The sequence below is a fragment of the Massilia niabensis genome (assembly GCF_042655085.1).
GTDB lineage: Bacteria > Pseudomonadota > Gammaproteobacteria > Burkholderiales > Burkholderiaceae_D > Telluria > Telluria niabensis.
In genome coordinates, this window is sequence record NZ_JBHSMU010000014.1 from 239617 (window position 1) to 259250 (window position 19634).

Below are 19634 nucleotides of genomic sequence, written 5' to 3' on the forward strand. Positions count from 1 at the left end.
CGTTTCGGCCAATTCTCATTGGCAATATCAGGTATCGGACTGATGAATAGGTTTTTTGACAGCTCACTCGACATGGCGGCCCAGCCAGGCGGCGATACCGCCCAGTGAGCGGAAGTCGGCAACGGAGCGGGTGGCGATCTGCGGATGCCGTGCCTGCAGCATGCGCGACAGGCCGGCGCCGGGGCCGAGTTCCAGCGCCACGGTGATGCCGGCCTCCACCAGCGCGTCCATGCAATCCTTCCAGCGGATCGGTTCGGCCAACTGACGCGACAGGTGCTCGATTGCCTTCGCGCCGTGATTGAGGCGCTCGGCGGAGATGCCGGACAGGACGGGCACGGCGGGGTCGGGGATGGCGTGCTGCCGTAAGGCGGCGGCGAACGGGTCCACGGCGCCGCGCATGAATGGCGTGTGCGAGGCGACGGTGACGGGGAGCAGGCCTGCGCGGCCGCCAAGGGCTCCGATGGCGCGTTCGAGGTCGGCGGCCTGGGCGGCAGGTCCGCCGGCGATGAAGCTGTCGTCCCCGGTCTCGATGGCGAGGTGGAAGTCGAGCCGGCGCATCACGCCATCGATGGCGCCGTACGGCAGGGCGGAAATGGCGACCAGCGCCTGCGCCGGTCCTGCCGCGACGCAGTCGTCCATCAGCCCGGCGCGCGCGCGTGCCAGTGCCACCGCGGCCGCCGGCGCCAATCCGCCGGCAACGGCCCAGGCGGTGAGTTCGCCGATGCTGTAGCCGGCCACCAGGGCCGGCGCCGGCAGCACGGCGGCCAGGGCGCGCCAGTTGGCCAGCGTCGCCGCGACCATCAGCGGCTGGGCGAGTCGGTTCGAGAACAGCCGGGCGTCGTCCTCCAGCACCTGCGCAAGCGTTGCGTCGAGCCTTATTGCGGGAAGCAGTGTGTCCAGCAGTTCGCTGGCGCCGGGGCTTGTCCCCGCCAGGTCGAACATGTGCCGGTGCTGCGCGCCCTGGCCGGGGCAGAGGAGTGCCAGCCTGGAACCCATGGTCAGGCGTCGCCCGCCGTCACGGCGTCGACCAGGCAGGCGGCCGCCAGCAGGTCGGCGGCGCCGCCGGGCGAGAGCCGGCGCGCCACGAACAGGCGGTGGCAGCGCTCGGCGCGTTCTTCCCAGCCGGCGGCGCCGGTGCCGCCGCTGGCGAGGAAGGCGCGCGCATGTCGCGACACGGTCGCCGCGCCCGCGGCGCCGCCCCGGTGATACACATTGGTGTCGCCGATATGGGCCATCAGGGCGAACAGGGTGTCGACGCGCGCCCGCCGCTGTCCGCGCCCGGCGGCGAGCGCGCGGCGCAGGGCCGGCAAGGCGACCTCGAACACGGCAGGCAGGCCGCGCGCGGCTTCGTGGCGGGCGCCGCCGACGCCATGGCGGGCCGCCACGCGCCGGCCGTGGGAGCCCGTATTCGGCGTGCGCGCGTGCGCCGCCAGCGCCGCGCCCCAGCGCGCGACCATGGCCGCGCGGATCGCCTGCGCGCTCAAGGCCTCGCCCTGCGCGCGGCAATTGCCGATGGCGGCGCACAGCAGGCCCAGGCCGAAGATGGCGCCGCGGTGCGTGTTGACGCCGCCGGTCGCCGCCAGCATGCGCCGTTCGGCCTCGATGCCGAGCGCCGCCAGGACGCCGAAGGGTGCGCCGCGGCTGCCGGCCAGCGTGATGCGCACGAAGTAGTGGCGCAGCGCGAAGATGCTGCGCATGAAGGTCTCGGCGCTCATGTCGTCGTGGCTGCCGTTGTCCCGCAGCGAGACCAGGCCGGGTTTCGGATACAGGGTCAGCTCGGCGTACAGGCTGCGCAGGGCGAGGCGGCCAATGCGCAGGCAGAAGCCGCGCTCGTCCTCATGCACCGGCGCTGCGGCGGGCAGGCCAGGGGCCGCGCGGGCGCCGGCCATGTCCGCGGGGGCGATCAGGCCGTGCATCTGTCTGTCCTCAAGGCTGCCAGCAGGCTGCCCACGGTCACGAGCTCCGCCCCACGCAGCGATTTGGCGAGCACCCGTGCCGTGGCACCTGGCAGGTGCAGGAGCTCCTTCCACGCCACCGTCCAGCCTTGCGGAAAGACGATCTCCCCGTCCAGCGGTAGCAGGAGCGCGTGGCGCGCCAGCAGGCCCAGTGCGCAGCGGTATGCTTCCAGCGTGCGCGGCGCCAGCAGCAGGTCGATGTCGGAAGCGGCAGTCAGGTAGCCTTGCCCCGTCAGCGCCTGCAACGCGACCGAACCATAGACCCGCACGTCGAGGCGGGCATTGCCGGCTTCATCGAGCAGGGCCGTCAATGGCCCGCGCCATGCTTCGGGGACAGCCGGCAACGCTTGCGCAAGGGGCAGGGCGGGGCAGGTGTCAGCAATATCGGCCATGTGCGCAATGAAGGCGATGCGCGGTTTGGCGCCGTCGCTCGCACTCGGCGGCAGTGCCAGTCCGAGTGGTACATCGCCCGGCGCGAGACCGGGTGGGACCCGGGTGGCGACGGCGGGCCAGCGCGCCCGGCCCCAGCGCATGATGGCAGCACGCGCATCGCCGGCATCGCGTGCGCCGGGCGCCGCCAAGGCGGCAGCACGCTCCCAGCCGGCCTGGCTCAGCCAGACCAGGTTGTGTCGCGCAAGTTCAGGCCGCGCCAACATGGCTGCCTGTGGACACCGCTTCCGCTACCGGATGCGCCAGCTTGCGTCCGCCGCGTTCGAACCCGAGCAGGCGCCGTCGATCGACCTGGTCGTCGCTTGCCAGCGCAGCGGCCAGCAACGGGGCAAAGTCACCCTCCCACAGCGCCTGCAGGCCACCCATGCGCAGGTAATTCTCAGCACCCGGCGCGAAGACCGGGTCGGTTTTCGCGAGTTCGGTCAGCCTTTCCTCGGGCACCTTGGTGATGCGCGCCATTGCCGGCAGGCCCATGACGCGGATCGTGGCGTCGGGCAGGGCGAAGCAGGCGTCGGCCATCAGGCCGCTCGTGATGAAGCCGCCCGACAGGGCCTGGTCGTACACCAGGCCAATCACCTTGTGACCCTGGCGGCGGGCGAAGTCGATGCATTTGCCGAGGTGCGCCATGTAGCTGTTAATGCCCAGCATTTCGTCGCGGTGGCGCAGGCGCTGGCCCTGGGTATCGACCAGGATCAGGATCGGCCGCCCCGGGTTCGCGCGCACGGTCGCCAGTACGGCCGTCGCCTGGGCAAGCGCAATCTCGATACCGATCGGTGCATGCCCGGTGGTGCCGATGACGGCCACCGTCTCGCCGTCCACGGTACCGGTGCCGGACAGTAAATGGTCATGCTCGTGGATGGTGTGCCCTTGCGGGAAAAGCCCTGATGCCACAGTCTGCCAGTCCATCAATGGACTCCTTTGCGATAGGCGTGTGCCAGCCCGGTGAATTCAAAGGCGTCGAGCATCGGGATCGCGGCCGGGTCGGGAATGCCCAGCGCTTTCCAGACGTCCAGGGGTTCGGCGATGCCGCCAAAGTCGCGCAGGCGCGTCGCCAGCATCATGTGTTCGTCCTCGAGCTCGGCGCGCGTCAGCTCGGCCTGCCCCTGGGCCTCGCGAATGACGTCGATCGCCGCCTGGCGAAACGCCTGCACGTCATCGAGCACCAGGCGCTGGCAGTCGCCCAGCAGGTAGCGGTGCTTGCCGCCGGTGGTGCGCCAGACGAGCGCCCGGTCCTTCGAATCGAATTCCTCGACGCCGTTCGCCGTTTCGATGACTTCCGGACCGGACATCGCCAGCCGGCCTTCCTCGGACATGACGATGGCGTTGGCGCAGCGCGCCGCGATGCCCATGCCGCCGAAGCAGCCGTTGGCGCCGCCGATCAGCGCCACCACGGGAATGCCCTGCGAGCGCACTTCGAGGATCGCGCGCATGACTTCCGAGACCGCAATCAGCCCGGCGTTGGCCTCGTGCAGGCGCACGCCGCCCGACTCGAGCAGGAGCAGCACCGCATGCACGCGTTCGCGCACGGCGCGCTCGAGCATGCCGACCAGCTTGGCGCCATGCACTTCGCCGACGGCGCCGCCCATGAAGCCTCCTTCCTGGGCGGCGCCCAGGACGAGCTGGCCATCCAAGAGCGCGCGGCCCACGATGACGCCATCGTCGAAGGACACCGGCGCGTCCAGCTGCGCCAGGTGCGGGCTGACGATGCGCAGCGAGGGCGGCAGGAATTCCTCGAATGAGCCGGGGTCGAACACCTGGGCGATGCGCTCGCGCGCGTTGCACTCCAGATAGCTCATGGCAAGCCTCCCGTCATGGTCTCGGCGGCCTGGTCGAGGCGCAGGCTGACCACGGCGGGAGTGGCGCCCATGTCGTTGATGCAGATGCGGGTGTCCGTCAATTGCCAGCGGTCGTGGAAGTCGGCCATCACGGCCTGCCAGGTAGGCCCGAAACCGTTGGCGGCGGTGCGGATCTCGATTTCGCAGCCCCCGGCCAGGGGCGCCGGCTCGATCAGCACTTCCAGGTTGCCGGAGCTGACCACGCCTACCAGTTGCGGCTGTGCCGCCAGCTGGCGGCGTCCGTTTTCGAAGCGAAAATGCAGGGTTTCCATGCTGATTCCTTAGTACAGCTCCATTACCAGTTGCGAAAGCGCTTCGGCGGCTCGTACAGCCCGCCGGAGGCCCGGACCAGGTCCTTCATGTTCTTTGCGGCGAGCAGGTCGCGCGTGGCGAGGCGCTTGTCGATGCCGAGGTCTTCCGGACGCTGGACGATGCCTCTGTCGCGCAGGTTTTCCACCATGCGCTTGTCGCGCGCCATGCCGACCGGCGTGTAGCCGGCCACGGCGCGGATTGCCTGTTCGCGTTCCTCGCCCGTGCGGCACAGCAGCAGGTTGGCAATGCCTTCCTCGGTCAGGATATGGGTCACGTCGTCGCCGTAGATCATCACCGGCGGGATCGCCATCCCGGCCTGCTCGCCGAGCTTCCAGGCGTCGAGTTCTTCCACGAAGGCCGGCGCCATGTGCTCGCGGAAGGTCTCCACGATCTGCACCACGAGCTTCTGGCCGCGCGGGACGGTATCGCGACCGGTGCGCGCCTGCTGGCCCGCCTTCAGCCAGGCCGGGCTGACGTGGCGCCGTCCGCGCGCGTCGCTGCCCATGTTGGGGGCGCCGCCGAAGCCGGAGATGCGTCCGGTCGTCGCGGTCGAGGAATTGCCCTGCAAGTCGATCTGCAGGGTCGAGCCGATGAACATGTCGCAGGCGTAGTGGCCGGCCGCCTGCGAAAAGGCGCGGTTGCTGCGCATCGAGCCGTCCGGGCCGCAAAAGAAGACGTCCGGCCGCGCGCGGATATAGTTTTCCATGCCCAGCTCCGAGCCGAACGAGTGGACGGACTCGACAAAGCCGGCCTCGATCGCGGGAATCAGCGCCGGGTGCGGATTGAGCGCCCAGTAGCTGGCGATCTTGCCCTTCAGGCCAAGGTCCGCCGCATAGGTCGGCAGGATCAGTTCGATCGCGGCCGTGTCGAAGCCGATACCGTGGTTCAGGCGCTGCACCCCGTATTCGGCGTAGATGCCCTTGATCGCCATCATGGCCATCAGGACCTGGATCTCGGAAATCTGGGCCGGGTCGCGCGTAAACAGCGGCTCGATGTAATACGGCGTCGGCGAGGGCACCACGAACTCGACCCAGTCGGCCGGGATGTCGACGCGGGGGAGGGTATCGACGACGCGGTTGACCTGGGCGATCACGATGCCGCCCTTGAAGGCGGTGGCCTCGACGATGGCCGGGGTATCCTCGGTATTCGGGCCGGTGTACAGGTTGCCATCGCGGTCGGCCGCTTCGGCGGCGACGAGCGCCACGCGCGGCGTCAGGTCGACGAAATAGCGGCCGAACAGTTCTAGATAGGTGTGGATCGCGCCGATGTTGAGCTTGCCGCTTGCTGCGAGCCGGGCCAGGCGCGCCGCCTGCGGGCCGGAGAAGGAAAAGTCGAGGCGCGCGCCGATGCCGTTCTCGAACACGTCCAGGTGCTCTGGCAGGGACAGCACCGACAGCAGCAGGTGCAGGTCGTGCACGCGCGCCGGGTCGAGCCTGGCCAGGGCCTTGCCGAGGAAGTCCGCCTGCTTCTGGTTGTTGCCCTCGAGGCAGACGCGGTCGCCCGGCTCGATCACCTCGTGCATCAGCGCGACCACCTGCGAGGCGTCGACGACCTTGCCGGCCAGCGCACCGCCCAGCACATTGCGCGCCCGCTCCAGGCGCGCAGCCCGGTTTTCCTGCAGGCGGTTCCACTGGCGCCCTGTGCGGCCGACGCCGGTAAGCCCAACCTTGGCTTGACTCATCGCGGCCTCTCCACTAGAGAACAACGAACAGGAACCAGACCACGACCGGCGCCGCGAGGGTGACGATGCCGCCGTAAATCATCAGCTGGCGCAGGAAGACGTCGCGGTCGACGCCCTGGGCGTTGGCCAGCACCAGCGCGCCATTGGTCGAGAACGGGCTGACGTCGACGATGGTCGAGGAGACCGCCATCGCGGCGATGAAGCCAATCGGGTCGACCCCGGTGCCGGACTGCAGGAAGGGCACGGCCAGCGGGATCAGCGAGCCGAGCACGGCGGTGGACGAAGCGAAGGCCGACACCACGGCGCCCACGAAGCACAGCAGGAGGGCGGCGATCAGCGGCGACGTGAGGCCGGCGACGCTGTGGCCGACAAAGGTAATGGTGCCCATCTTCTCCATCACGCCGACATAGGTGCTGACGCCGACGATGAGCATGATCTCCGGCCACGACACCTGGGTGATGGCGCGCTTTTGCACGTTCGGGGCGATGATCGACAGCAGCAGGCCGATGGTGATCGCGACGAAACCGATGTCGAGCTTGTAGACCAGGGTCAGCACCGCCAGCGCGATCAGCCCGAGCACGGTCAGCATCTGCTGCATCGTGGCGCCCTCGTGCACCGGCACGGCTGAGGCTGCGGCGCCTGCCCCGGTGGCCCCGGGCCCACCGGCCGTGGCGGGCGCCGTGCTGGCATTGAGCGCATCGGGCGAGCGCTTGATGATCAGGCGCTCCTCGCTCAGCGCTTCGCCTTCGGACTCGTCGAAGATCTGTGGGCCGGAGGCGGGCATCGCGACCTGGGTGTTAAAGGCCGGCAGGGGGCCGGACGGTCCACCCTGGCGCTGGCGCATCAGGGCCATGCCGCCGAACATGAAGAACAGCAGGAGCGCGACGGCGAAGTTCACGCCCAGGCTCACGAAAGCGGTGGTCAGTTCGGAGATCGGCAGCCCGGCTTTCTGCACGATCTTGTTGGTGATGCCGCCGTAGATGCTGATTGGGGAAAAGCCGCCGCCCTGGGCGCCGTGGATCACGAGCAGGCCCATCATCAGGGGATTGATCCCGTACTTGGCCGCAAAGCCCAGCGCGATCGGCGCGATGATGGCGACCGCCGCCGGGCTGACAGCGCCCACCGCCGTCAGCAGGGCGGTGATGGCGAACATGATCCAGGGAATGGCCGCCACCCGCCCGCGCACCGCGCGCAGCGCCAGGCGCACCAGCCAGTCGATGGTGCCGTTGTTCTGCGCCTGTGCGAACAGGTAAGTAATGCCGACCAGGGTGAGGAAGAGCTCGGCGGGAAAGCCGGCCATGATCGCCTTGGTGGTCATGCCGGCGACCAGCGTGCCGACCAGGAAGGCGCCGACGAAGGCGATCACGCCCATGTTGATCGGCAGGGCCGTGGCGAGGACGAACATTGCGATCAGCGCATAAATCGAGATCATGTGAGAGGACATCGGCTTGCCTCCAACGAATGAACTGCACGGCACGTCGTGCCGACGGTGGTGCTGACGTAGTGCTCCTGACAATTGAGACCAAGGTAGCGCCGAATCCGTCCGTGATCAATTAGCGCGGACGGCGTAATCTTTACGGTAAGCGTAAGTGTTCCTCACGCCGCCATACCGGCGCCGTGCCGCCCGGCCCGCAGCATGCGGCACACCGCGGCCAGGGCCAGCAGGTTCGGATCGCGCTCACGCACGCGCAGGAAGTTTACGCCGATCGTCTGGCGCATGCGAAATTCCGGCTTGAGTGGAATGAGCTGCAGCTTGTCGCCGAAAACGTTGCGCACGCGCCCGGGCAGCAGCGTATAGCCGAGTCCCGCACTGACGAGGTTCATCAGCGTAAAAATGTCGCCCACCTGCATGACCACGGTCGGCGCAAAGCCGGCCACCCGGAACGCTTCGACGAAGCCCTGGTAGGTGATGAAGCCTTCGCTCAGGCTGACATAGTGTTCGCGCGCGCACTGGCGCAGGTCGATCGCCGTTTCCCGGGCGTAGGGCGAGCCGGCGGGCGCGGCGAAAAAGATGTCGTCTTCGAACATCGGGATCGAGATCAGGTCGGGGTCGTCGCCCGGCACGGCCATCAGGGCGGCGTCGACCAGGTTCTGCCGAAGCTTGGCCAGCAGGTCGGCGTTCGATCCCAGCACCAGCTCGGTCTGCAGGTCGGGGCGGCGCAGCTGCATGTCGAAAATGACCTCGGGCGTGGTGCTGTTGGTGAGCGAGTACAGCGAGCCGATCTTCAGGTGGCTCGCGGAATAGCCGGCCACCTGGCGCGTGGCGGCGATGCCGTCGCCCATCCGCCCGATGACGTCGCGGCTGGCCTCGGCCAGCACGCGCGCCGCCTCGTTCGGGATCAGGTTGCGCCCCTTGTGGCCGAACAGCTGGCAAGACATGCCTTCCTCGAGCGAGTGCAGGGCGCGGTGGACGCTGACGGCGCTGATCCCGAGCATGGCCGCTGCATTGGTGAGGCTGCCGCCGTCCATGTAGGCGATCAGCACTTCGAGCTTGCGGAAGGTGATGTCCTCGCTGATCTGGCTGCGCATGATGGTTTCCCGCTCCTGGTTAAGAAGGCACAGGTGTTAGACAGCGAAAAAGTGGGAACAACCTGTCCTGCCGCGCCCGGATGCCTTGACGCTGCGCAGGGTCGGGCCGGCGCCGGACGGCGAACTGCTTGTCGTGGCAGAGTTAATAGCTCAAAGGCAACAAATAGCTTGACTCGACGCCGGAACAAGTTAGACTTTTGGAAACCCTCGTCCCCCCAGCGGCGGCGGGGGTTTTCCGTGTCACCTGGCGCCGCAGTCGCCATACAAGAATCGATGAGGAGGATGACATGTCGGACTGGATGAACTGGATGGTCGGCGCCGGCATTCTGGTCGTGGCCGAACTGTTCACGGGAACGTTTTACCTCCTGATGATCGCCATTGGCCTCGCCTTTGGCGGCATTGCCGCGCTGCTCGGCTGGAGCGGGCCGATCCAGACCCTGGTCGCGGCCGCGGTTGGCCTGGGCGCGACCGGCGTTCTGCACCGCAGCCGCTTCGGCAGGCCGGCAAAGCAGAGCGCGACGCGCGACCAGAACGTCAATCTTGACATCGGCGGGCGCGTCACCGTCCATGCCTGGAACAACGGCCGCGCGCGCGTCATGTACCGCGGCGCGCTGTGGGACGTGGAACTGGGCGGCGGCGCGGTTCCCGAGGCGGGCGACTTCCGCATCGTCGAGGTGCAGGGCAACCGCCTGATTGTCGCCAATTCATAACTCGTACTTGTCACTCATCTATCAGGGATGCTCATGGAATTTTCGTTTGAAATCGTGGCGCTGGTCATCTTCGTCATCGCAATCGTCTTCGTCTTCAAGACGATCAACGTCGTGCCCCAGCAGCACGCCTGGGTGGTCGAGCGCCTCGGCAAGTACCACGCGACGCTGGCGCCGGGCCTGAACATCGTGATTCCCTTCATCGACCGCATCGCCTACAAGCACGTGCTGAAGGAAATCCCGCTCGACGTGCCGCCCCAGGTCTGCATCACCAGGGACAATACCCAGCTGCAGGTGGACGGCATCCTGTACTACCAGGTGACGGACGCGATGCGTGCCTCGTATGGCGCCTCGAACTACGTGCAGGCCATCACCCAGCTGGCCCAGACCACGCTGCGTTCGGTGATCGGAAAGATGGAGCTGGACAAGACTTTCGAGGAGCGCGACCACATCAACACCACGATCGTCAATGCGATCGACGAGTCGGCCGCCAACTGGGGCGTGAAGGTGCTGCGCTATGAGATCAAGGACCTGACGCCGCCGGCAGAGATCCTGCACTCGATGCAGCGCCAGATCACCGCGGAGCGCGAGAAGCGTGCCCTGATCGCCGCCTCGGAAGGAAGGCGCCAGGAACAGATCAACATCGCCAGCGGCGAGCGTGAGGCGTCGATCGCGCGTTCCGAAGGCGAGCGCCAGGCCGCGATCAACCGCGCACAGGGCGAGGCGAGCGCGATCGTGGCCCTGGCCGAAGCGAGCGCCACCGCGCTGCGCCAGGTCGGCGCCGCGATCCGCGAACCGGGCGGCGAGGACGCGATGAACCTGCGCGTGGCCGAGCATTATGTCGACGCCTTCGGCAAGCTGGCCAAGACGAACAATTCCATCATCGTGCCGGCCAACCTGGGCGAGATGAGCGGGCTGATCGCCAGCGCGCTGCACATCGTCAAAACCCAGAAATGAGCCTTGACGGCAGCACCCCGGGCGCGGAAGCGGTCGAGCACACCACCGCCTCGCGCCGGATACTGGCCGGGATCCTGGCGACGATGCTCGTCTCGGGCTTCGTCACCGGCATGGCGGAGGAACGGCAGCTCCCCGAACCGGTGTGGTGGACGATCGTGTCCGCCTTCCTGTCGAGCTTCCTGACCTTCTGCTGGTTCCGGCTCGACCGCGACGCACGGGGCGTGCGCCGCTCGGTCTGGGCCAACATCGCGATCCTGCTGCTCGAGCCGGTCGCGATCATCGTGTATGTGCTGGTCAGCCGCCCGCGCGGGCAAAAGCTGCGCGGTGTCGGGCGGCTGCTTGGCTTCTTCCTGCTGATGCTGCTGGCCACCATCCTCGGCATGATGGCCGCGTATTTGGTTACCTGAGCTGGCCGTTTAGAAGTCCACCGACCCCGACACCACCAGCGTGCGCGGCGCACCCGCCACCAGGTAACCGAAGCCCGGATAACCGCCGGCCGAGGCCCAGTAGTTCTTGTCCGTGACGTTGTCGATGCGCGCGCGGAGCGTCACGTCGCGGTTCATCAGGCGCGTGCTCCAGCTGGCGCCCAGGTCCAGCCGCGTCCAGGACGGCACGCGCTGCAGGTTTGCGCCGTCCGCGTACTGGGGCGAGGTCGAAACCGCGCGTGCATTCAGGGCCAGGCCAGGCACGCCCGGCACATCCCAGTCGGCGCCGAGGTTGAACTGGATCTCGGGCACGCCGATCGCTTCGCGGCCGTCAAAGGCGCCGCCCGGCGTGCGGCGCTGCTGGGAGTCGAGCGCCGTCAGGCCGCCCAGCAGGCGCAGGCCCGTTGCCGGCATGCCGAACACGGACAGCTCGAGGCCACGGTTGCGCTGCTCGCCGAACAGGCCGAAAGTGCGGTCCTGAATATAGGCCTGGGGCTGGGCGACCGTGAACAGCGCCACGCTGCCGCCAAACTTGCCGCCGTCGAGCTTGACGCCGATTTCCTTCTGGCGCGAGCGGTAGGGCGCGAACACGGCATTCGGATTCGTCAGGGGCCGGCCCAGGTTGTCGGCAGCCGGAGCGACCGCGCCCGGCTGCAAGGCCTCGATATAGTTCGCATACAGCGACACGCCATCAAGCGGCTTGTAGACCAGGCCGAACACGGGCGTGTTCGCGCTCGACTCGTAGCGCGAATTCTCGATGCCGGTGACGTAATCGAAGCCGGCATCCTTGATGCGCTGGTGGCGCAGGCCGACCGTCAGCAGCACCCGGTCGCCCGCAAACGACAGCGTGTCGGCAATCGCGGCGCTCGACAGGATGCTCTTGCGGGTCAGGAGCGGATCCGCCATGTTCCCGCCCGGGAAAAAGCCGGTCGGGGGCGCGGCCACATCGCGCGGCCGGTAGATGTTGGTCGCGAAGCCCGCGAAGTCGCCGAGCGCGAACGCATTGCGCGACTCGGAATGGAAGCCCGAGGCAGTGGCCGAAAGCGTATGGCCTATGGCACCGGTACGCAGCGTGCCGCGCACCCCGATTTCGCCGGTGCGCACCTGGTCCTCGCGCACGTTGTCGAAGCGGCTCATGGTCGCGCCGCCGTCCACGCCCGTGACCGTGGTGTTCGTCAGCACGTTGAGTTCATCTCCCTCGCGCGCGCCAAAGGCGGCCCAGGCCACCGCATCCTTGCCGAGGTCGACTTCGCCGCGCAGGGTGCCGAAGACGTCGCGCTCTTTCGACACCGTCCATGGCTGCGCCCAGTTGCTGTCGGCGTCGGGCGCCGCGATGATCGGCAGGCCTGACGCGATCGTCACGCTCGGGCGCGCCTTGTCCAGCTGATGGTTCTGGTAGCCGACGTCGGCCGACACGCGGTAGCCGCGGCCGCGGTAATCGGCGCCGATCGAGAACACGCTCAGCTCGCGCTCCTCGCGGTCGATCGCGGTTTCGCCATCGCGGCGCACGGCATTCACGCGCAGGCCGGCGCGGTCCTCGGGACCGAAGCGGCGCGCCACGTCGACTGCGCCGTACAGCTGGCCGCCGCTCTCGACCCCGAAGGTGGCGCGGTTGAGCGGCGCGTTCGGGGCGCGTTTCGGCACCAGGTTGATCATGCCACCGATGCCGCCGCCGCCCGGCGCCGCGCCGTTGATGAAGCTGTTCGCGCCGCGGAACACTTCCACGCGCTCGAGCAGTTCAGAGGCCACGAACTGGCGCGGCAGCAGGCCGTACAGGCCGTTGTAGGCGAGGTCGTCGGAGTTGACTGCGAAGCCGCGGATCACGTACAGCTCCTGGTAATTGCCGAAGCCGCGCGCCACGCGCACCGATGGATCGTTCTGCACCACGTCGGCCACGCTGCGCGCCTGCTGGTCCTGGATCAGCGCCTGGGTGTAATTGCTGGCATTGAAGGGCGTGTCCATGATGTCGAGGTTGCCGAGCAGGCCGAGGCGCCCGCCGCGCGCGACCTGGCCGCCGGCGTAGGCGCGCGGCAGGCCCTGGGCGGAAGCGTCGGCGGAGGCCGTGACGACCACGGTCGCCATGGGCTCCCCGGTTGCAGGAGGGGCGGCGGGATCGGCGGTCTGGGCGCCGGCGTGGCTGGCAAGGAGCAGGGCGCCAAGGGCGAGTGGTGTGAGGGGGAAGCGCAAGCGGTTCATATCTTCGTTTTCTTGTTAATGAGAATGGTTCTCATTATTATGCGTGCAAAGCTTGCGAATGTAAATGAGAACTACTATCATTTGCCGCTCATCATCGAACACACACCATGTCATCACACTCCCTACGCCGCTGGAGCTGGATCCACAAGTGGAGCAGCCTGGTCTGCACCGTCTTCATGCTCCTGCTGTGCCTGACCGGCCTGCCGCTGATCTATCACCACGAGATCGGCCACCTGCTCGGCAACGACGTCGAGGCTCCAGAACTGGCGCCGGCCCTGGCCGCCAATCCTCCGCGCGCGAATGTCGACGAGGTGATCGCCTCCGCGCGCGCCCTGTACCCAGGCAAGATCACAATGTACATCTCGCAGGAGATGGATGAGCCGGCGATCTGGAACGTGACCCTCGGCGACCATCCGAACGACGAGGATTACAAGCCGATCGCAGTCGACGCCCGTACGGCAAAAGTCATCACCGAGCCGGCTTTCGAGGGCGGCGCCTTCATGTCGACCATGTTCCGCCTGCACGTGGACCTGTTCGCGGGCCTGCCGGGCAAGCTGTTCCTCGGCCTGATGGGGCTGCTGCTGCTGGTGGCCCTGGTCAGCGGGGTGGTGCTGTACGCGCCCTTCATGCGCAAGCTCGAATTCGGCACCGTGCGCCATGGCCGCACCCGGCGCCTGAAATGGCTCGACCTGCACAACCTGCTTGGCATCGTCACGCTGGTGTGGGCGCTGGTAGTGGGTGCCACCGGCATGATCAATACCTGGGCCGACGTGCTGCTGAAATACTGGCAGGAGACGGAAATTGCGGACATGCTCGAGCCCTACAAGGGCGCGCCGCCGCTGGGCCGGCTGGCCTCGATGGATGCGGCAATCAGGCTGGCGGAAAAGGCGGCGCCCGGCATGCAGGTCGGCTTCGTCGCCTTCCCCGGCACGCCCTTTGCGAGCCCGCGCCATTACGGCGTCTACATGCGCGGCAACGAAGCGTTTTCGTCGCGCCTGTACAAGCCGGTGCTGATCGACGCGCAGACGGGTGCCATTACCGACCACCGCGACTTGCCCTGGTACCTGACGGCGCTGCTGGTGTCGCAGCCGCTGCACTTCGGCGACTACGGCGGCGGCTGGATGCAGCTGCTGTGGGCGCTGCTCGACGTGGCGACGATCATCGTCCTCGGCAGCGGCCTGTACCTCTGGATCAAGCGCGGCCAGGCCGAGAAGCGCCACGTGCAGGCCGCGCAGCATGCGCGGACAGCCCCGAAGCCGGCCCTGGCGCGCACGGGAGAGGGGCGATGAGCGGGCGCTTCATGGCGCTCTGGGGCATGCCGATCCTGCTCGGCATCCTCACCATCATTGGCCTCATCAGCGCCCTGCTCGGCGACGGGATCTGGGACCTGGTCTCCGCGTTCGCCCTCGGCGCCCCGGTGCTGGTAAGTCTCTGGTACAGCCTGCGACCCAGGCGGCCCTAGCGTCGTCGAAGCCTTAAGCATTTCCAAAGCATCCACACGGAAACTCCCGGTATAAGGTGGGTATCGACCACCACATCAGGAGACTGCAATGAAGGGCTTCATCCGCGCCAACAAGGGGTTTTTGCTGTTCATGTTGCTGTTCGGCGTGTTCCGGACGGCGGTCGCGGACTGGAACCCGATTCCCTCGGCCTCGATGCGGCCCAACCTGCTCGAGGGCGACGTCGTGTTCGTGAACCGGCTGGCCTTCAATGTGAAAGTGCCGCTGACCGATCATGTGGTCACCCATACCGGCGAGCCGCAGCGCGGCGACGTCGTCACCTTCAGCTCGCCCGTCGACGGCACGCGCCTCATCAAGCGCCTGGTCGGCGTGCCGGGCGATGTGGTCGAAATGCGAGACGAGCGCCTCGTCATCAACGGCGTCGAGGCCGCCTATGAGAAGCCCCAGCAGGTGATGGAGCCGATCGGGGCAGGGCAGGTGGCGGCGCTGCGCGTGAGCGAAAGCATCGACGGCCACGCGCGCCGCATCCAGCTGATCCCGCAGGCGGTCACGGGCGCGCGCAACTTCGGCCCGGTCGTGGTGCCTTCCGGCCAGTACCTGATGCTCGGGGATAACCGCGACAACAGCGCCGACTCGCGCGTGATCGGTTTCGTGCCGCGCCACCTGCTGATCGGGCGCGCCGAGCGCCTGCTGGTGTCGGCCGATATCCTGGCAAATTGGACGCCGCGCTTCGAGCGCTTCGGCATGTCGCTGCGCGACTAGCTCGGCACGCTCAAAGCCCGATTCTCACTGGATCGGGCTCGACTGGAAATCCCGCCTGAACCCAGCCATCGATGCCGTTTTTCAAAGGGGAGACGTGCGGGTCGTGCTGCAAGACTGCCGGCAATGATCAAGGCAGGCATCGCGGAAATCAGCAGGCCCGGTTGAACAAGCAGGACGTTCAGGAACAACAGTAGGGCGCCATATTCCCGCAACAGGCCGGACATCGACTCAGGCATGTGTACCTAGGCTCCGTTCCGGAGCGCACTGATAGCGGAAGCAACAGCATGGCCGTATGCCGGGTCTGCCTTCATGAAATGATGTAACTGGCGGTCCTGCACTGCAGGATCGGCATGGCTCAAGGAGGCGGCAATATTGTCGACCAGGTTCCGCTTCGCGTCGGCGCCGAGCAGGCGATACAGGTTGCCGGCCTGGGTATAGTGGTCGTCGACCGGGCGCGTGTCGTACCTTCCGGCCGTACCATGAAGTTCCCAGCCGGCGTCACCGTGGCCATACCCTCCGGAGGCCGGGAGACCGGAGCGCACCGGATCATAGTTGGGTGCCGCCCCGCCGTTGGCGATCGACATTGCGCCATCGCGCTGCTGGTTGTGGACAGGGCACACGGGCCTGTTCACCGGGAGGTGCTGGTGATTCGTCCCGACGCGGTAGAGCTGTGCGTCGTGATAGGCAAACAAGCGTGCCTGCAGCATCTTGTCCGGGCTGTAGCCAATACCCGGCACGACGTTCGACGGCGACAGGGCGGCCTGCTCGACTTCTGCATGATAGTTTTCGGGGTTGCGGTTGAGCTCCAGCACACCGACGGGCTGGCGCGGGAAGTCGCCCTGGGGCCATACCTTCGTCAGGTCGAACGCATCCCATCCGGTCTTGTTCTCCCAGTCGACACGCTGCGAATCGGTCATGACCTGGATCTCAACGCTCCAGCGCGGGAAGTCGCCCCTGTCGATCGCGTTGAACAGGTCGCGCTGGGCGTAGTCCGGATCAGTCCCTGCCAGGCGGACAGCTTCAGCGGCCAACAGGTTCCTGATGCCCTGTCGGGTCTTGAAATGCCATTTGACCCAGACGCGGCCGCCGTTCTCATCGATAAGGCTGTAGGTATGGCTGCCGAAGCCGTCCATGTGCCGGTAGCCGTCCGGCGTACCGCGGTCTGAAAACAGGATCGTGACCTGATGCAGCGACTCCGGCGCATTGCTCCAGAAGTCCCACATCATCCGGGCCGATTTCAGATTGGTCTGCGGATCTCGTTTCTGGGTATGGATAAAGTCCGGGAACTTGATGCCGTCCTTCAGGAAAAACGTCGGCGTGTTATTCCCGACGAGATCCCAGTTGCCGTCTTCGGTGTAGAACCGCAGCGCAAAGCCGCGTGGATCGCGTTCCGTATCGGCGGAACCCTTCTCGCCCCCCACTGTCGAAAAGCGCAGGAATACCGGGGTTTGCTTGCCGAGGGATGCAAATACTTGCGCCCTGGTGTACCCGGTGATGTCATGCGTGACGGTGAACGTGCCGAAGGCCCCCGAGCCCTTGGCATGCACGACGCGTTCAGGGATCCGCTCCCGATTGAAATGCTGGAGCTTTTCGATCAGGTGGAAGTCTTGCAGCAGGACAGGGCCGCGCGGACCTGCGGTAATCGAGTTCTGATTGTCGGCAACGGGAATGCCTGATGCAGTGGTGATGTCGTTCATAGTTTGCTCTTCTGGGTGAACATTGGGCTTGCCGGTATCGTGCATACCGATGGTGAAACAGAGTAGGGCAGCATTGCTGTGACGGACACTATCGAAATGTATGGCGTGGCTGGCGTGTGCAGGAACCGCCGGCCGTCAGAACGCGTGCCGCATTCCAAGCGTCGCGCCTTTGAGCGTCGCACCGGTCCCGGCCCCCAGCTGGTTGATGCCGAAGTCGTGCACCGCGTTTTGCTCGTTGTCCAGGTGGGTCAGGTAGGCATGCAGCGCTGTGCGCTTGGACAGGGCATATTCATAGCCAGCCGTCATGTGCACCGCGCCGCTATCCGGGCCGGCTTGCACGTACCCAAGCGTGTCTGTCGACCTGCCGCGCGCGTCGTTGGCGCGTGCAAGGCTGGCGCGCAATCCATGCGCGCCCATCTGATGCGTGAGCGACAGATACCATGCGGTGCGCCCCAGCTCGCCAGTGACTGTTTCGTACTCCAGCCGCTCCACGACACCCGCCACACGCGTGTTACCGAACCGGTAGGCCACGCCCAATTTGGTGCCCGTGTCGTCAAGCCCCGGGCCCTGGTAATTGCGATGGATCTCATGCGCGAGCGACACATACCATGCGCCGCGGTCGAGGATGGCGGCGACGGAAGTGAGCGAAGGCTTGCTGGGGCTGCCCTGGCGCGACTCGCTCAGGCCGTGCGTCAGGCGCAGGTGGGCATCACCCCAGGATGGCGTCCAGTAGTGGACCGAATTGGCCTGGCGGCGATCGAAAGACACCTTGTCGTTCTCGTGGTCTGTCGAGGCAGCCGATCCATTGCCAAGGATGCTCGAGTACGCCGCCGTGGTCACGTAAAACGGGTCCAACCCGGACGTGGCCGCGCTGTAGGCGCTTGCCCAATGGCCGAAGAGCAGGGTGCCATGCCGGCCCTCCAGGCCAACACGGGTGTCCCGCTGGGCGATCGCGCCCCCTCCCGTATCCGGCGCCAGCGCCCCTTCGACCTGGTACACCAGGTTCATGCCGTCACCCAGTTCTTCCTTGCCGCGAAAACCGAACACGGAACGGTTGTTCGAAAGGCGCGTGACCCTAGCCCCGCGGACATCCGCGCCAGGCGAGGCTGTCATTCGCTCAACCGAGATGTTGAGGCGGCCGTACACCTGTGCGCCCGTTTGGGCGCTCGCGTGCCTTGTACCGAGTACAAGGCACGCGGCCATTCCATAGCTAATGTGCTTATTCATAGAAAACTTCCCGCCTGCTCGCGGCGATCCGGATAGATCCAGATCAGGGCGAGCAGGACATGGATGAGAGAACCAGTGGGGGGATGCGACAGCGATACAAGAATCGCCAGGGCGTAGAGCCCTATCGACAGCCGGTTCTTGTTCCTGTATCCGGCCGCCTGCTTCGAGACCGCCTCTGCCGCGTGCAGTCGCCACGAGAGCAGCATGAACGAGATCGAGCACATCAGCAGGATGAAGCCATACAGCGCCACCGGGACCGGCTCCATCGGGTTTTCGCCGGCCCATGCCGTAACATAGGGAATGAGCGACATCCAGAACAGCAAGTGCATGTTCGCCCAGAGCGCTCCCCCATCCACGCGCGAAAACTTGTTCAGCAATGCATGGTGGTTGATCCAGTAGATTCCGACATACACGTAACTGAGCAGGTAGCGGAGCCATCCGGGGAACACAGTGGCGAGATCCGCTACCGCGGCAGATTCCGGCGGCCTGAGTTCCAGGACCATGATGGTGATAATGATGGCGATGACGCCGTCGCTGAACGCCTCGAGCCGGTTCTTGTTCATGCCGATTCCGTACGTGGTTGCACCCGGCGCCGCCGGGTGCGTGGGCGCATTACGAGCGCAGGAACGCCAGCAGTTCGGCGTTCAGACGCTCCTTGTGCGTCTGGGGCAGGCCATGGCCGGCGCCTTCATAGACGCTCAGCGTCGCTTGGGGCAACAGCTCAACGGCGCGGCGCGCTGTCGTGGACAGGGGAACGATCTGGTCGTCGTCCCCATGGATGACCAGGGTCGGGACCGTCATTTTCTTCAGGTCGCTTGAGAAGTCCGTCTCCGAGAACTGCTTGATGCACGCGTAGGCGCTGCGCAGGCTGCAGCGCATCCCTTGCAGCCAGAAGGTCTGGCGCATGCCTTCGGATACCTTCGCGCCTTCACGGTTGAAACCATAGAAAGGTCCTGCCAGGTCGAGGAAGAACTGTGCGCGATCGGCTTTCACGCCATCGCGGATGCCGTCGAAGACCGACATCGGCACGCCGTCCGGATTGGCGTCGGATTTCATCATCTGTGGCGTGACGGCGCCGATCAGCACTGCCTTGCCGACGCGGCCGGTGCCATGACGGCCGATGTAGCGCGCCACCTCGCCACCGCCGGTTGAATGGCCGACCAGCATGGCATTCGTCAGGTCCAGGGCGTCGATCAGGGTGCCCAGGTCGTCCGCGTAGGTATTCATGTCGTTGCCGTGCCATGGCTTGCTCGAAGCGCCATGGCCGCGGCGGTCGTGTGCAATCACGCGATAACCGTGCTCGGCCAGGAACATCATCTGGTCTTCCCAGGCGTCGCCCTGCAGCGGCCAGCCGTGGCTGAACACAACCGGTTGGCCATGGCCCCAGTCGGTGAAGTGGATGATGGTGCCGTCCTTGGCGGTGACGGTGTTGATGGTGCGA

Annotated in this window: 20 protein-coding genes; 6 read left to right on the top strand and 14 right to left on the bottom strand. The window is 66.5% G+C overall.

Features of this window, described 5'->3' with window-relative positions:
- Nucleotides 1-63: 63 nt before the first annotated feature.
- The 9 genes from ACFPN5_RS14220 to ACFPN5_RS14260 all read right to left on the bottom strand — a co-directional run bounded on the left by ACFPN5_RS14220 (nt 64) and on the right by ACFPN5_RS14260 (nt 8762).
- Nucleotides 64-996 (bottom strand): ACP S-malonyltransferase, encoded by a 933-nt coding sequence (locus tag ACFPN5_RS14220; protein ID WP_379784342.1) that lies wholly within the window; start codon nt 994-996, stop codon nt 64-66.
- A 2-nt stretch (nt 997-998) separates the two neighbouring features.
- A complete protein-coding gene (mdcB, locus tag ACFPN5_RS14225) occupies nt 999-1916 on the bottom strand; it encodes a triphosphoribosyl-dephospho-CoA synthase MdcB (protein ID WP_379784344.1) in 918 nt (305 codons plus the stop codon).
- On the bottom strand, nt 1904-2611 hold the full coding sequence (gene mdcG / locus ACFPN5_RS14230) for a malonate decarboxylase holo-[acyl-carrier-protein] synthase (RefSeq protein WP_379784346.1): 708 nt from the start codon (nt 2609-2611) through the stop codon (nt 1904-1906). Before mdcG ends, mdcB begins: the two co-directional genes overlap by 13 nt.
- Nucleotides 2595-3311 carry a biotin-independent malonate decarboxylase subunit gamma gene (mdcE, locus tag ACFPN5_RS14235; protein ID WP_379784349.1) on the bottom strand — a complete coding sequence of 239 codons (717 nt, stop codon included), beginning with the start codon at nt 3309-3311 and terminating at the stop codon, nt 2595-2597. The genes mdcG and mdcE overlap by 17 nt, the downstream gene beginning before the upstream one ends.
- Nucleotides 3311-4201, bottom strand: coding sequence for a biotin-independent malonate decarboxylase subunit beta (locus tag ACFPN5_RS14240; RefSeq protein WP_379784351.1), 891 nt, complete (start codon nt 4199-4201; stop codon nt 3311-3313). Before ACFPN5_RS14240 ends, mdcE begins: the two co-directional genes overlap by 1 nt.
- On the bottom strand, nt 4198-4512 hold the full coding sequence (gene mdcC / locus ACFPN5_RS14245; RefSeq protein WP_379784353.1) for a malonate decarboxylase acyl carrier protein: 315 nt from the start codon (nt 4510-4512) through the stop codon (nt 4198-4200). Before mdcC ends, ACFPN5_RS14240 begins: the two co-directional genes overlap by 4 nt.
- Nucleotides 4513-4535: 23 nt before the next feature.
- A complete protein-coding gene (mdcA, locus tag ACFPN5_RS14250) occupies nt 4536-6233 on the bottom strand; it encodes a malonate decarboxylase subunit alpha (RefSeq protein ID WP_379784355.1) in 1698 nt (565 codons plus the stop codon).
- A 13-nt stretch (nt 6234-6246) separates the two neighbouring features.
- A complete protein-coding gene (locus ACFPN5_RS14255) occupies nt 6247-7677 on the bottom strand; it encodes an SLC13 family permease (protein WP_379784357.1) in 1431 nt (476 codons plus the stop codon).
- A 152-nt stretch (nt 7678-7829) separates the two neighbouring features.
- Nucleotides 7830-8762, bottom strand: a complete 933-nt coding sequence (locus ACFPN5_RS14260) for a LysR family transcriptional regulator (protein WP_379784359.1) — start codon at nt 8760-8762, stop codon at nt 7830-7832.
- A 287-nt stretch (nt 8763-9049) separates the two neighbouring features.
- Here ACFPN5_RS14260 and ACFPN5_RS14265 point away from each other — a divergent pair, with 287 nt between their 5' ends.
- Genes ACFPN5_RS14265 through ACFPN5_RS14275 form a run of 3 tightly spaced genes read left to right on the top strand, consistent with a single transcriptional unit; the run spans nt 9050 to nt 10833 of the window.
- Complete coding sequence (locus ACFPN5_RS14265) at nt 9050-9472, top strand: NfeD family protein (protein ID WP_379784361.1); 423 nt, start codon at nt 9050-9052, stop codon at nt 9470-9472.
- Between the two features lie 33 nt (nt 9473-9505).
- On the top strand, nt 9506-10426 hold the full coding sequence (locus ACFPN5_RS14270) for an SPFH domain-containing protein (RefSeq protein WP_379784363.1): 921 nt from the start codon (nt 9506-9508) through the stop codon (nt 10424-10426).
- Nucleotides 10423-10833 carry a hypothetical protein gene (locus tag ACFPN5_RS14275; RefSeq protein ID WP_379784365.1) on the top strand — a complete coding sequence of 137 codons (411 nt, stop codon included), beginning with the start codon at nt 10423-10425 and terminating at the stop codon, nt 10831-10833. The genes ACFPN5_RS14270 and ACFPN5_RS14275 overlap by 4 nt, the downstream gene beginning before the upstream one ends.
- Nucleotides 10834-10842: 9 nt before the next feature.
- Here ACFPN5_RS14275 and ACFPN5_RS14280 read toward each other — a convergent pair whose 3' ends face one another.
- Nucleotides 10843-13047, bottom strand: coding sequence for a TonB-dependent receptor (locus ACFPN5_RS14280; RefSeq protein WP_379784367.1), 2205 nt, complete (start codon nt 13045-13047; stop codon nt 10843-10845).
- A 107-nt stretch (nt 13048-13154) separates the two neighbouring features.
- On the opposite strand from ACFPN5_RS14280, the gene ACFPN5_RS14285 reads away from it, so the two are divergent.
- From ACFPN5_RS14285 to lepB, 3 genes are all read left to right on the top strand, one after another.
- A complete protein-coding gene (locus ACFPN5_RS14285; RefSeq protein WP_379784369.1) occupies nt 13155-14336 on the top strand; it encodes a PepSY-associated TM helix domain-containing protein in 1182 nt (393 codons plus the stop codon).
- Nucleotides 14333-14509 carry a hypothetical protein gene (locus ACFPN5_RS14290; RefSeq protein WP_379784371.1) on the top strand — a complete coding sequence of 59 codons (177 nt, stop codon included), beginning with the start codon at nt 14333-14335 and terminating at the stop codon, nt 14507-14509. Before ACFPN5_RS14285 ends, ACFPN5_RS14290 begins: the two co-directional genes overlap by 4 nt.
- Before the next feature lie 88 nt (nt 14510-14597).
- Nucleotides 14598-15269, top strand: coding sequence for a signal peptidase I (lepB, locus tag ACFPN5_RS14295; RefSeq protein WP_379784373.1), 672 nt, complete (start codon nt 14598-14600; stop codon nt 15267-15269).
- Between the two features lie 242 nt (nt 15270-15511).
- On the opposite strand, the gene ACFPN5_RS14300 is transcribed toward lepB, so the two are convergent.
- The 4 genes from ACFPN5_RS14300 to ACFPN5_RS14315 form a co-directional block, all read right to left on the bottom strand.
- Entirely contained in the window at nt 15512-16966 is a 1455-nt protein-coding gene (locus tag ACFPN5_RS14300; RefSeq protein WP_379784375.1) for a catalase, read from the bottom strand.
- 135 nt (nt 16967-17101) lie between these two features.
- The gene (locus tag ACFPN5_RS14305; protein WP_379784377.1) at nt 17102-18193 is read right to left on the bottom strand and encodes a porin; all 1092 of its coding nucleotides are present in this window, start codon (nt 18191-18193) and stop codon (nt 17102-17104) included.
- Nucleotides 18190-18756 carry a TMEM175 family protein gene (locus tag ACFPN5_RS14310; protein ID WP_379784379.1) on the bottom strand — a complete coding sequence of 189 codons (567 nt, stop codon included), beginning with the start codon at nt 18754-18756 and terminating at the stop codon, nt 18190-18192. Before ACFPN5_RS14310 ends, ACFPN5_RS14305 begins: the two co-directional genes overlap by 4 nt.
- 49 nt (nt 18757-18805) lie before the next feature.
- Nucleotides 18806-19627 (bottom strand): alpha/beta fold hydrolase, encoded by an 822-nt coding sequence (locus tag ACFPN5_RS14315; protein ID WP_379784447.1) that lies wholly within the window; start codon nt 19625-19627, stop codon nt 18806-18808.
- Between the last annotated feature and the right edge of the window lie 7 nt (nt 19628-19634).